At 67.6% G+C, this 11,540-nt stretch carries 11 protein-coding genes and 1 tRNA gene; 7 read left to right on the forward strand and 5 right to left on the reverse strand.

Annotated elements, in window-relative coordinates; all coding sequences use genetic code 11:
* Window positions 1-381: 381 nt before the first annotated feature.
* Window positions 382-1,197 carry a BsuBI/PstI family type II restriction endonuclease gene (locus ALMP_RS04985; protein ID WP_264924962.1) on the forward strand — a complete coding sequence of 272 codons (816 nt, stop codon included), beginning with the start codon at window positions 382-384 and terminating at the stop codon, window positions 1,195-1,197.
* Window positions 1,198-1,211: 14 nt separating this feature from the next.
* The gene (locus ALMP_RS04990; protein ID WP_264924963.1) at window positions 1,212-1,871 is read left to right on the forward strand and encodes an HAD family hydrolase; all 660 of its coding nucleotides are present in this window, start codon (window positions 1,212-1,214) and stop codon (window positions 1,869-1,871) included.
* On the opposite strand, the gene ALMP_RS04995 is transcribed toward ALMP_RS04990, so the two are convergent.
* A complete protein-coding gene (locus tag ALMP_RS04995) occupies window positions 1,852-3,126 on the reverse strand; it encodes a transcriptional regulator (protein ID WP_264924964.1) in 1,275 nt (424 codons plus the stop codon). The genes ALMP_RS04990 and ALMP_RS04995 overlap by 20 nt on opposite strands.
* A 360-nt stretch (window positions 3,127-3,486) precedes the next feature.
* Here ALMP_RS04995 and ALMP_RS05000 point away from each other — a divergent pair, with 360 nt between their 5' ends.
* The 4 genes from ALMP_RS05000 to ALMP_RS05015 are packed head-to-tail and all read left to right on the forward strand — an operon-like array spanning window position 3,487 to window position 6,863.
* On the forward strand, window positions 3,487-3,846 hold the full coding sequence (locus ALMP_RS05000) for a hypothetical protein (protein ID WP_264924965.1): 360 nt from the start codon (window positions 3,487-3,489) through the stop codon (window positions 3,844-3,846).
* A 5-nt stretch (window positions 3,847-3,851) separates the two neighbouring features.
* A complete protein-coding gene (locus tag ALMP_RS05005) occupies window positions 3,852-5,153 on the forward strand; it encodes a radical SAM protein (protein ID WP_264924966.1) in 1,302 nt (433 codons plus the stop codon).
* Window positions 5,150-6,055, forward strand: coding sequence for a radical SAM protein (locus tag ALMP_RS05010; RefSeq protein WP_264924967.1), 906 nt, complete (start codon window positions 5,150-5,152; stop codon window positions 6,053-6,055). Before ALMP_RS05005 ends, ALMP_RS05010 begins: the two co-directional genes overlap by 4 nt.
* 37 nt (window positions 6,056-6,092) lie before the next feature.
* Window positions 6,093-6,863, forward strand: a complete 771-nt coding sequence (locus tag ALMP_RS05015) for a cupin-like domain-containing protein (RefSeq protein ID WP_264924968.1) — start codon at window positions 6,093-6,095, stop codon at window positions 6,861-6,863.
* A 58-nt stretch (window positions 6,864-6,921) separates the two neighbouring features.
* Here the strand turns inward: ALMP_RS05015 and aspS are convergent, their stop codons facing one another.
* The 4 genes from aspS to ALMP_RS05035 form a co-directional block, all read right to left on the reverse strand.
* A complete protein-coding gene (aspS, locus tag ALMP_RS05020; protein ID WP_264924969.1) occupies window positions 6,922-8,232 on the reverse strand; it encodes an aspartate--tRNA(Asn) ligase in 1,311 nt (436 codons plus the stop codon).
* 739 nt (window positions 8,233-8,971) lie between these two features.
* Window positions 8,972-9,045: transfer RNA gene (locus ALMP_RS05025), tRNA-Pro, on the reverse strand.
* 33 nt (window positions 9,046-9,078) lie between these two features.
* Window positions 9,079-9,864, reverse strand: a complete 786-nt coding sequence (locus ALMP_RS05030) for a Pr6Pr family membrane protein (protein WP_264924970.1) — start codon at window positions 9,862-9,864, stop codon at window positions 9,079-9,081.
* Window positions 9,865-9,998: 134 nt separating this feature from the next.
* Window positions 9,999-10,925, reverse strand: coding sequence for a metallophosphoesterase (locus ALMP_RS05035; RefSeq protein ID WP_264924971.1), 927 nt, complete (start codon window positions 10,923-10,925; stop codon window positions 9,999-10,001).
* A 75-nt stretch (window positions 10,926-11,000) separates the two neighbouring features.
* Between ALMP_RS05035 and ALMP_RS05040 the strand changes: the two genes are divergently transcribed.
* Complete coding sequence (locus ALMP_RS05040; RefSeq protein WP_264924972.1) at window positions 11,001-11,465, forward strand: GatB/YqeY domain-containing protein; 465 nt, start codon at window positions 11,001-11,003, stop codon at window positions 11,463-11,465.
* Window positions 11,466-11,540 lie beyond the last annotated feature (75 nt).

An 11,540-nucleotide genomic window follows, 5' to 3' on the forward strand; every position in this document is an offset into this window, starting at 1 on the left:
TCTGAACCTGGAGGAACGGACGTTGCGGGAGACTGCGGAGGACCACGACTATGCCGTGCCGCCGCCCGCTGAGCCCGGCGATGGGGGTAGCCGACCGTCGGGCGGCGTGTGCCGACCAGCTCCCTGATCTCGAAGAGTGGCCGCCAGGGGAGCCGAATTCCGAAGTCGGCTCGCAAATGGCTCCCAAAACGGCCCCAGGAACCACTCAGGGGCCGACCCGCTAAGCGGATCAGGCCCCTGACCTGGTGTTTCACTGTGCGGGGTGGCGGGATTTGAACCCACGACCTCTTCGTCCCGAATGAGGATCGGTCAATATTATTACCTGCGGATCTCGCAAGCCTGCTCCGTGACCAGACGCTGCGATCCTGGAGTGATCACGACGTGCTCCGGGTCGACGAAAGCGTGAAAACCACCTCCCAGAGACCCCGCTACACCTTGGATCCGGAGTTCGTGAAACTCCTCGACCCGGCACTGGTAGGAGAGGATCTGAGCGAGGCCATCAAGGCGTGGCAAGACAAGGCTTTTGATCCGGTAGCACTCTCGCGAGTCGATGAGTTGCGCAGAAAGGCCAAGGGTGAGGTAGGGGTATCAGCCCGCCTTCCGGACGGAACGGAAAGACAGCTTTCGACAGGCGAGAGCAGCTGGATACTGAAGGACGTGATCGAGAAATTTTGCCCCCGCGTAATGCTGGAACCAAGGGTTCTCTTCATCTCTCAGTCCCAAGAAAAGGTACGGTCCGAGGATATTGCTTTCTTGAAGAAGATCAAGATGCCGCTTGATGTAGCTAAATTGCTCCCCGATTGCCTCATCGTGGATCTGGCCGAAGAGTGCGGGCATTTCTGGTTCGTTGAAGCCGTGGCGACTGGCGGTCCTATCACAGAATCGCGCAAGAAAGACTTTACCGAATGGGCGTCTAAGGGTGGCCTATCGGCCGATAAATGCCGGTTTCTCACGGCGTTCGAGGGCAGAGGGCACGGGCCAGCCAGGTCGCGCTACCGAAACTCGCCAGCCACTCTTACTCGTGGTACCTCGACGAGCCCGACATGGTCCTCACGTGTGACGGTCTGCCTGACGATCCCGGGTCGACTTCTGAGTGACCGCGCGGCTGGCACCGTGCAGGAGCCATGTGCCGCGCAGCGCGCAGCAGGAAAGGGCGCTCGACCCAGCCCCAGCCCCGAGCGGACCGTCGCTCCTTAGCTAACCTGCCGAGCATGATTCGTGCGGTGGTATTCGACGTGGGCGAGTGTCTTGTTGACGAGACCCGGGAGTACGGAACGTGGGCGGACTGGCTGGGGGTGCCACGGCACACCTTCGCGGCGATGTTCGGGGCCGTCATCGCGCAGGGGCGCGACTACCGGGAGACGTTCCAGGAGTTCCGGCCCGGGTTCGACCTGACTGAGGAGCGGGAGAAGCGCGCGGCTGCCGGGAAGCCGGAGTGGTTTGGCGAGGATGATCTCTACCCTGACGTCCGGCCCACCCTGGCAGCCCTGCGTGAAGCGGGGCTGTGGGTTGGCATCGCCGGGAACCAGACCGTGCGGGCCGGCGGTCTGCTGCGTGGGCTGGATCTTCCTTCCGACATGATTGCCACCAGCGACGACTGGGGAGCGTCAAAGCCGGACGCCAGCTTCTTCGAGCATGTCATCGAGGCGACGCCTGCTGAGCCTGGCGAGATCCTTTACGTCGGTGACCGGCTCGACAACGACATCCGCCCTGCCGTACAGGCGGGGCTCCTGACGGCCCTCATCCGACGCGGCCCCTGGGGCACGATCCAGCAGCGCGATCCGGACGCGGACGCCATCACGACGATGCGCATCGATTCGCTGGCGGAACTGCCGGAGAAGATTGCCAAGTTCAACGCTGGAGGGCGCTGACCGTCGTGCCCCAGTCGTAGAGACGGTCATCGAGGTTCCGGACGCACTGCTCGTGCTGCCAGGGGGCGAGCGTGCGCCGGACCTCGCGGATGCGATCCATGCCGGTGGCGTACCAGGTGATAGCCAACTGGTCGAGGGCCATGATGGCGTATCGGCATGCCTCCTCCGGTTTGCCGTCTGCGGCTTCGACTGCGGCGAGGTCGCCAAGGACGACGGTGCGCTGTTTGTCCGACTCGGGTGGCAGGCCGTCGAGTACGTCGAGGAGTGTCTGGCGAGCCTGCGGCAAGTGGCCGGCCTTCAACTGCGTGTTGCCTTTGAACGCGGACAGGCGGACAGGGCTGAACCAGTCCACCCAGTCAGGCGTGGCGTGTTCGGAGCCCTCGGCGAGTGTGTCCTCGGCGCGGCGGATCAAGCGCAGGGCTGCGTGAGGATCTCCGCAGCGGGTCTCGCATTCCGCCTCTACGGCATCCAGCCACGCCCAGAACTCCGCCGATGCGTGCCCGCGGCGGGCGTAGGTACGGGCGGCCAGCATGCGCTCGGCTGCGGCTTCCCGGTCGTCCGCCCAGCCCGGGATGAAGGCCATGTGCGCGAGGATGGCCGCTCCGAGCAAAGGGTCATCCGCTTCGCCTGCTGCCTGTAGAGCCCGTAGGAGGGTCTCTGAAGCCTGTCCTGGCTGTTGCAGGTCGAAGAACTCGATACGGCCGGCCAGCAGGTAGGACTCGGCCAGTGCGGCCGCGACGGTCTGACGGGCTGGGTTCGCCGTTTCTGGGAGGAGAGCGCACCCCAGACGGGCATGCTCCAGGATCGCCGGATGCAGCACGGCAGGGGCGACGGACCAGTACAGGTGCCGATGCGCGCGGGTGACAGCCTCGAAATGCCTGCCGACACTCGCTGGCTGTGTCGTGGCCCCGCCTTGAGCGGGCACGGAAGCCAACCTGGCTCCGGCCAGCGGGGCGCGGGGGGTGCCGCCGGTCACGGTGCTGGGCTGGGTCCGTGCGCTTCCCCACGGAGGTGTGAATCCGAGGTCTTCCATGGTCTGCCCCAAGAGGTGGGTCAGGACCCGGTGCACATCGGGCTGCGGCCAGGGCGGTGAGGCGGACTCCCAGCGCCGGATCTGCCGGACGCCGACAGCCAGACCCCTGATGCCGAGGCTTGGTGCCACCTTGGTGATGGCGTCGGCCAAGGCTTGCTGGGAGTTGTATCCGGCAGCCAGACGGGCGGCCTTGAGTTTGATGTTGCCTGCGGGACGCGCCATGGATCTCCTCCGGGACGAGCTCTCGTCAGAGAGCGGCATGCGATGTCCTCATCGTGGCGCAAACACGCCCACCAAAGAGTAACTAGGTCCCGCACAAGTCCTTTTGATGGCCTGTCCGAGTCCTCGAATAGGACCTCGCGGGTCAGCATGATGTCACCACGTCACTGCGAAGCCACGTCTCACCACGCTGCTGTGCACCGCGGAGCGGCGGGGCTGGAGACCCGGGGGCCTGCACAACCCCGTGCCCGGTTGTCGCAGTGCTGCCAAGCGCCGCTCCGCCCGCGCCCCCTGAGCGGGGCGGTACCCGGCCGGTCTGCGGGGGTTGTTCGAGTACATCCAGCGCACGAGGAAGGATCAGCCATGCCTCAAGCCAGGCGAGAGAAGAAAGACCACCTGATCTACGCGGACGTCGTGGACTCCAAGTCCAAGGCGGGCGTGTGGATGGGTGAGCGCGCCTCCTTCCAGGAGAAGCAGGGCCGCATCATCGAGGCGCTCAAGGAGCGCACCGACTGGGTCGAACTGAAGGACGCGATCATGGTCATCGGTACCGACCCGGCCGGCATCACGGTCATCGTGCCGAACCCGACGCTGCCCGGTGTGATCGTCCTCGCCGACGGTGGCTCGCCGGCCACCTCCGCGAAGCTCCAGGCCGCCGCCGAGGAGAAGGTCCGCGAGATCATGGGCGAACTCGGGATCGCCGAAGAGGAAACGGCGGCCTGACCACCATGGCCGTCCCCCGGATGCTGTGGGGGAAGTACTTCCAGTACGAGCGGGACGGGGAAGCGGTTCTCCTCGACCCGGTCGCGCTGGACAGTGTGTTCATCGACTCCGGCGAGGTTAACGACCTCGCCGGGGTCCCCCCGACCGCGACCCATGAAGCCCTTGCAGGGCTCGGCTTCACTCCCGGCGGCCCCGTGGCCGACCGGCGCGAAGCACTCCGTGACCGTCTTCGATTCCTCGGCCTGGACGCCAGCCCCTCTCGCATCAGCGGTCTGCGCGTGGTCCTCACCGACCGCTGCAACATGGCGTGCACCTACTGCTTCGTCGACACCAATACCGGCAAGCCGGACATGACGAAGGAAGAGCTCTCGGAAGGGCTGGAGTTCCTGTTCGAGCAGAACGCTGGACAGGAAGAGGTGTCCATCCAATGGTTCGGCGGCGAGCCGACCATCCGCTTCGACCTCATTCAGTACGGCGACCAGCTTGCCGACACCCTCGCCGACCGCTACGGCGTGGCGAGGGTGCGGCGCACGGTCGTCACCAACGGTGCCCGCCTGACCGACGCTGCCCTCGACCACTTCGTGGCGTACGAGTACGGAGTCGGTATCTCCATCGACGGTCCGCCGGGAATCAACTCCGCGCACCGCCTTCTGCTCGGCGGTCAGCCCGCGGACGACCGGATTCGCCGCAACGTCGCCCGGTTCGTCGAGGCTGATGGGCTGCACGTGGGCTGCAACCTCACCCCGACGGCCGCGAACATCGGACGCCTCGCCGAGACTGTCCGGTGGATCATCGATGACCTCGGGCTGAAGTTCATCTACGTCAACACGCCCATCCCGACCGCGGGCCGCTGGCAGGTCAACGGCACCGACCTGGCGCGCGAGTTGTACGAGGCCCGGCTGACCGCCCTGGCAAGGGGCGGAATGCTGTTCTCCGTCCTGGACCGCGCCTTCCAGGCCCTGGACACCCGCCGGCCGATGCTGTTCGACCACATGCAGGGCGACCGCAGCCTGAACGCCGCCCTGCTGCCCGGCAACCGGGTCAGCCTGTGCGACATCAACTTCACCGAGCCGTCGTTCCTGCGCACCCTCGATGAGGTGCGAGCCGATCCGGACAGCCTGACCGGCGTGGCGAAGAGGGTCGCTCCCATCCCCGAATGCGGGAACTGCCCGGCACTCGCGATCTGTGGCGGCCCGTCCCGCAACGAGCAGGCCCTCATCGGCGGCGATACCCCGGACCCCGAGATGTGCGCGTTCTATACGAGCACCGTGGAGATCGCCGTGTGGGACAACACGGGGGTGCAATGAGCGCCCACGTTCGCACGGCGCTGATCTCCACGGCGGGGCACTGCAAGGTGGCCTGCGGGTTCTGTTTCCGCGCCGACCGCGCTCACGGCTTCCTCGACACCGCGACCTACACCCGCACCCTGTCGCGGCTGAAGGAGATGGGCGTGGACGGGGTATGCCTGACCGGTGGCGAACCGACCCACCACCCGCAGCTCAGGCAGCTCGCGCGGCTGGCCCGCCAGTTCGGTATGTCTGTGTCGATGGTGACCTCAGCCCGTGCCGTGGCCGAGGTCGTCACCCTCTCCACGGTGGCGCATCTGCTGGCCAACGTGACCGTCTCCGCCGACTCACAAGGCGCGATGCTGCTGGGACGCACCACCCGCACAGCGGCTTCGGGCATCGACACGCTGCGCGCGATCAGCACCGGGACGAAGATCCTGCACGTGACCTGCTGGGGCTTGAGCGACAGCGAGTGTCGGGAGTTGGCCGGCCTCGTATCTGCCGCAGGAGTGGAGGTCCAGTTCAGCCCGGTGGTCCTCGACGAGCGTGCCCTGCGCCGCGACGGCAAGTCGGTGCAGGACTATCTGGTCCAGCAACATCTCGACGCCGACGTGCTGGGCCGCTACTTCAATCTGTCCGACCGGTACCGGGAGTACCTCGACGAGCTGCGGGATCTTCAGCTGCCCGCCACAGGGGGCGATCGCTGGTCGTGCCGCTCGGCGACCGCTTACGTGTCCGCTGACGGCCACATGCGGCGCTGTCCCTACGGCCAGGCGTCGGTCAGCGTCCACGCGCCCCGTGCCGAGATCAGACAGTTCCTGACCGCTCCGGCGCAGGACCGGGTAACCCCGGACTGCGCTGCCATCTGCCGCCCTTCCGCCGCGTCCGACGAACGCAGTGCGTCGTGTGCCACGCAGGCATGAGGGCGGGCTGCCCGCACACGACTCCATGGACTGTCCTATGACGATCACGACTCCTGATGACTTCACCGGCCGGTGGCGGCAGCCGCCGAACTTTCCGCTGGACGCTCGCTTCGGCTACACGTTCCTGCCCGCCGTCGACGTCCTGGACCACATCCGCCAGGACGAGGAGGCCCGGTTCACGATCCTTGGGGACGACGACTGGCAGGTGCGCATGGACCGTACCGCCACTTTCCGCACCGCCCCGCTCGAAGAGGTCGTCACTTGGCCATTCCGGCTGGTGCACTTCAACCTCAGTCGCTTCTACGACGACCTCCTGAGCGGCTTCCAGGATGAGGTCATGATCCCCTGGCGCACCCACCTGTCCGCCCGGGGCTTCACCTGGCAGCGCCTGGCACCCATCCTGTTCCTGTCCACCGAGGGTGCGTCCTCGACGTACCACAATGACAACTCGCACGGACTGGTTTGGCAGGTCCACGGCACCAAAACGTTCCACAGCTACCTCGCCCCCGACAAGCATCTGTCAGCCGATGCGGCGGTCATCGGTGAGACGACCGGCGAGGAACCGCCCGAGCACGACGTGGCCGATCGACACTCCGTCACCATGCGACCCGGAGACCAGCTGTGGAGCCACGCTCTGACACCCCACTGGGTCACCACCGAGTCGGCGCTCGCCATGAGCGTCACCCTCTCCCACGGTGGCCTCTGCTACCAGGGCCTCTTCTCTGAGCGTGAACTGGCGCTGCGGGCGTACTGGGACAAGAACCCCAGCGAGGCATGGATGCATGACCTGCGCAATGTCCGCTACTGATGCCGCGGCCCACGACACGAGGCGCTCGCCCGTGTCGTGGGTCGCAAACCACGACCGGCTACGGCGTGAGCCGGTTCGGCCCGCGGAAGAGGAAGGTGGCCTCACGGATGGAGTCCAGGCCGAGCATCACCATCAGCACCCGTCCGAGGCCCATGCCGAGGCCCCCGTGCGGCGGGCACCCGTACCGGAACGCGTTCAGGTAGTCCTGCATCGGCTCGGTGCTCATGCCCTTCTCGGCGGCCTGCTTCAGCAGCATGTCGTACCGGTGCTCGCGCTGCGCACCGGTGGTGACCTCCAGGCCCTTCCACAGCAGGTCGAAGCTCAAGGTCACGCTCGAGTCATCGGCCGGCCGCATGTGGTAGAAGGGCCGGATACCGACCGGGTAGTGCGTGATGAACACGAACTCATGCCCGGTGGCCTCCTTGATGTGGGCCGAGATACCCCGCTCGCCCTCCGGGTCCAGGTCCTCCTTGATTCCTGCCGGGTCCCAGCCGACCTTGCGCAGGATTTCCTGCGCCTCGGCCATGGTGATGCGGGGAAAGGGCGTCGTGGGCACGGTGACCTCGACACCGAAGTGCTCAGCGATCGCCTCACCGTGCGCGTCAGCGACCTTGGCGATCGCGTGGGCGAGCATCTGCTCCTCGAACGCCATCACGTCCTCGACCCCGTCGATCCAGGCCAGCTCGACGTCCACGCCTGTGAACTCGGTGGAGTGGCGGGAGGTGAACGACGGCTCGGCGCGGAAGACCGGCCCGATCTCGAAGACCTTGTCGACGCCGGCCGCAATCGCCATCTGCTTGAAGAACTGCGGCGACTGCGCCAGATAGGCGTTGCGGCCGAAGTAGCCGAGCTTGAAGACCTCCGCGCCGGACTCCGAGGCGGTGCCCATGAGCTTGGGGGTGTGCATCTCGGTGGCGCCCTGCGCGTACGCGTACTCGCGCATGCCCTGCTCCAGGGTGGTCTGCACGGCGAACATCAACTGGGCGGCGGGACGGCGGCGCACGTCCAGGAAGCGCCAGTCCATGCGCTGCTCCAGGCCGGTGTGCTCGTCGATCGGCAGCGGCGTGGCGGCCGGGTTCAAAACCTCGACCGCTTCGGGGACGATCTCCAGGCCGCCGAGTTTGACCTGGGCGGCGTCGACGACGCGGCCGGTGATCCTCACGGCGGATTCGGGGGTGAGTGCTTCGAGCTGGGCCTCCAGCGGCCCGTCGTCGCGCTTGTGGGTCACCTGGACCATGCCGGTGTTGTCCCGCACGATGAGGAACTGCATCTTGCGCTGCAGGCGGAGCGTGTTCACCCACCCGCAGACGGTGACGGTACGGCCGACGTGTTCTCGCAGGTCGGAGACGTGTACGCGGCTGTGGATCATTTCGGTCCTCCGAAGGACGTCGTCATGATCCCTTGGGAGTGCGGGCGAGAAGGGCAACTCGCGGTGCCACCGCACTTTCGCCGCCACATAGTGGCGGCCTCATTCGGGCCCGGTGACGGGGGCCGGCCGGCGGGGCATTAGGCCACCAGGGTGGCCGTTCCTCCCCGCGCTCGGGAGGGTCTTCACCTCGGGGCGCGAGACCGCCTTCCCAGCTATCGGCGGCTCTCTCTGCTCGCGTGATCCGTGGCTACTCGTCTCCGTCAACGCGTTGCTCAGCAGGATACGGAGCGTGTGGCGGCGGTGGCAAGCAAGAACTCACTCGTGGAGGGGCGCTTCTAATCCCATACTGACCAGGCCAGTTGTCCGACCCAGGAGCGTATAGGCGCCATGAGCCGTTTGAGTGAGTCCGTCGCCCGTCGGGACGGTCTTCGGGTCGTCTGGTGTTCAGCCGGATTGCCGAGACGAATCAACAGCACGACTCCGGAGCGCATGCCGCCCAGTTCACGATCGCGCACCTGGACAGCGGCCGCCGCCTCGCGACAGCCTTGACCTGGCGCATCCAACGTCTCAGCTCCACATGAGCGGGATGCGGTGACGCGGTGATCAGGTGGGTGCGGCTGCTGCCCGCTGGGAGATTCCGACCGAGATCTTCTCCCAGATTTCTCCCAAAATATCTCCAGGAACCACTCAGGGGCCCGACCCGCTAAGCGGATCAGGCCCCTGACCTGGTACTTCACTGTCGGGGTGGCGGGATTTGAACCCACGACCTCTTCGTCCCGAACGAAGCGCGCTGCCAAGCTGCGCTACACCCCGATGTCGCTGCTTCTCGCGGCGACGTCGTTTACTTTAGCCCACCGGTGGCTGTAGACGAAATCCGGTTTTGGCGCGGTGGCGGATCGGGTTCGGGCGGGTGTGGTCGAGGGCGACCAGGAGGAGTGCCAGGGCGTAGAAGGACAGGCCCAGGAGGAGGGCGTTGGCGAGGATGTGCTTGTAGCCGTGGGCGCCGGCGTCGAGGAAGGGGTAGAGGGAGCGGCCGGGGCTGCCGGGAGTGATCAGCTCGGCGCGTATCAGGAGGAACGCCAGGTAGGCCAGCGGGTAGAGCATCCAGGGCGCGGCCTGTCGCAGGCGCAGGTGGCCGGGGGCGGTCAGCAGCAGCCAGTCGAGGACGGCGGCCGCCGGGGTCACCGTGTGCAGGAGGTGGTGGGCGACCGTGTGCCAGCCGCCGGGGGCGCCGGTGGCGGCCGTCACGGAGAACGGGCTCGCCGCGTCCGCGAGGAGCAGGTGGTACACCAGGCCGCTGATCGTCACGTACAGCAGTGCCGCGCCGGTCAGGGCGGCGGGCAGGGGGCGGCGGGCCGTCCAGGCGCGGCGGGCCGACAGCAGTGTGACCAGGGCGAGCAGGATGCTGCTCTGGACCGCGAAGTGGCTCAGGACCAGCGGGGCGCTGCCGAGCAGCACGGCGAGCGTGACGCCCGCTGCCGCGGTGAGGGCGACCAGCAGGCGCAGGACGCCGACCAGGGGACGGCGTACCGGGGGCACCACCGCCGTGGCGGGGACGGAGGACGGCAGGAGCGCGTGGGTGCGCGGGATCGGCGGCAGGTCCGGGATGTCCCTGGGTATCGGGGCGGTCATGCCCTCACGCTAGGGAGAGGGGATGAAAGGGGCGATCCGGGTGGGCCGAGTGGGGGACGGTCGCACCCACGGCGGCACCCCCTCCGGCGCTCCGACCTCCCCCACCATGACCCGCCGCCCCCGCGTGCCGCTCTCTACTCCCGGCCCACCAAGGTCAGCAGCGTCGCCTCGGGTGGGCAGGCGAACCTCACCGGGGTGTACCGGTTGGTGCCGCACCCGGCCGACACGTGGAGGTAGGCCGTACGCCCCTGCGACGTGTGCGTGGACAGGCCCTTCACGCGGTCGGTGTCCAGGTCGCAGTTGGTGACGAGGGCGCCGTAGAAGGGAATGCACAGCTGGCCGCCGTGGGTGTGGCCGGCGAGGATCAGGGGGTAGTCGTCCGCCGTGAACGCGTCCAGCGTGCGCAGGTACGGCGCGTGCACCACGCCCATCGAGAAGTCGGCCGAGCCGGACGGACCGCCGGCCACCTCGGTGTACCGGTCCCGCTTGATGTGCGGGTCGTCCAGGCCCGTGAGCTCCACGGAGACGCCCTCGACCTTGAGGGTGCCGCGCGTGTTCGTCAGGTTGAGCCAGCCCGCGCCGTCGAAGCCGTCGCGCAGGTCCTCCCACGGGTTGTGGACGACGCCGACGGCGGGCGGGTTGCCGTTCAGGCCGTGCCGGCCCTGGGTCTTCTCCAGCAGGTAGCGGGCCGGGTTGCGCAGCTTGGGGCCGTAGTAGTCGTTGGAGCCGAAGACGTACGCGCCCGGGAACTCCATCAGCGGGCCGAGCGCGTCCAGGACCTCCGGGACGCCCTCCGGGTCGGAGAGGTTGTCGCCCGTGTTGATCACGAAGTCGGGGCGCAGGCCGGCCAGCGAGCGCAGCCAGCGCTGCTTCTTGCGCTGACCGCTGACCATGTGGATGTCGGAGACCTGCAACACGCGCAGGGGACGCATCCCGGCGGGCAGGACGGGGACCGTCACCCGCCGCAGGCGGAAGGAGCGGGCTTCGAAGCCCGCCGAGTAGAGCAGTCCGGCGGCGCCAACCGCCGCGATTCCAAGGGGAACTCCGTATCGCGCGCGCATGTGTCCATCGTGTCAGACCCACCGGCCCTTAAATGAACGGGCGTCGGCCCGACCGCACCTGCGACAATCACACGCATGACCACGCTCAAGTCGAAGCTGCAGGAAGACCTGAATGCCGCGATCAAGGAGCGCGACGAGCTCCGCTCCTCGACGCTCCGGCTGACGCTCACCGCGATCACCAAGGAGGAGGTCGCGGGCAAGGAGAAGCGCGAGCTCTCCGACGACGAGGTGCAGAAGGTGATCACCCGGGAGGCGAAGAAGCGGCGGGAGGCGGCCGACGCCTTCGCGCAGGGTGGCCGCACCGAGCAGGCCGAGCGGGAGAAGGCGGAGGGCGAGGTCCTGGCCGCGTACCTGCCCAAGCAGCTCAGCGACGAGGAGCTGAACGACATCGTCGCCCAGGCCGTCGAGGAGGCGAAGGCGGCCGGTGCCGAGGGGCCGCGGGCCATGGGCGCCGTCATGAAGATCGTCAACCCGAAGGTGGCCGGGCTGGCCGAGGGCGGCCGCGTCGCCGCCGTGGTGAAGAAGCTCCTCGCCGGCTGAGGCGGGAGCAGCTCCTGGAACAGCGGACGGCCCCCGCCATCTCGTACGCGTGATTCCGTACGGGTGTGGCGGGGG

The sequence above is a fragment of the Streptomyces sp. A012304 genome, from assembly GCF_026008495.1.
In the GTDB taxonomy this organism is placed as follows: domain Bacteria; phylum Actinomycetota; class Actinomycetes; order Streptomycetales; family Streptomycetaceae; genus Streptomyces.

Coding starts and splice junctions, on each gene's coding strand:
- ALMP_RS04990 (WP_264924963.1), top strand. CDS start 1,212: ATGATTCGTGCGGTGGTATTCGACGTGGGCGAGTGTCTTGTTGACGAG.
- ALMP_RS04995 (WP_264924964.1), bottom strand. CDS start 3,126: ATGGCGCGTCCCGCAGGCAACATCAAACTCAAGGCCGCCCGTCTGGCT.
- ALMP_RS05015 (WP_264924968.1), top strand. CDS start 6,093: ATGACGATCACGACTCCTGATGACTTCACCGGCCGGTGGCGGCAGCCG.
- ALMP_RS05035 (WP_264924971.1), bottom strand. CDS start 10,925: ATGCGCGCGCGATACGGAGTTCCCCTTGGAATCGCGGCGGTTGGCGCC.
- ALMP_RS05005 (WP_264924966.1), top strand. CDS start 3,852: ATGGCCGTCCCCCGGATGCTGTGGGGGAAGTACTTCCAGTACGAGCGG.
- ALMP_RS05030 (WP_264924970.1), bottom strand. CDS start 9,864: ATGACCGCCCCGATACCCAGGGACATCCCGGACCTGCCGCCGATCCCG.
- ALMP_RS05040 (WP_264924972.1), top strand. CDS start 11,001: ATGACCACGCTCAAGTCGAAGCTGCAGGAAGACCTGAATGCCGCGATC.
- ALMP_RS05000 (WP_264924965.1), top strand. CDS start 3,487: ATGCCTCAAGCCAGGCGAGAGAAGAAAGACCACCTGATCTACGCGGAC.
- ALMP_RS05010 (WP_264924967.1), top strand. CDS start 5,150: ATGAGCGCCCACGTTCGCACGGCGCTGATCTCCACGGCGGGGCACTGC.
- aspS (WP_264924969.1), bottom strand. CDS start 8,232: ATGATCCACAGCCGCGTACACGTCTCCGACCTGCGAGAACACGTCGGC.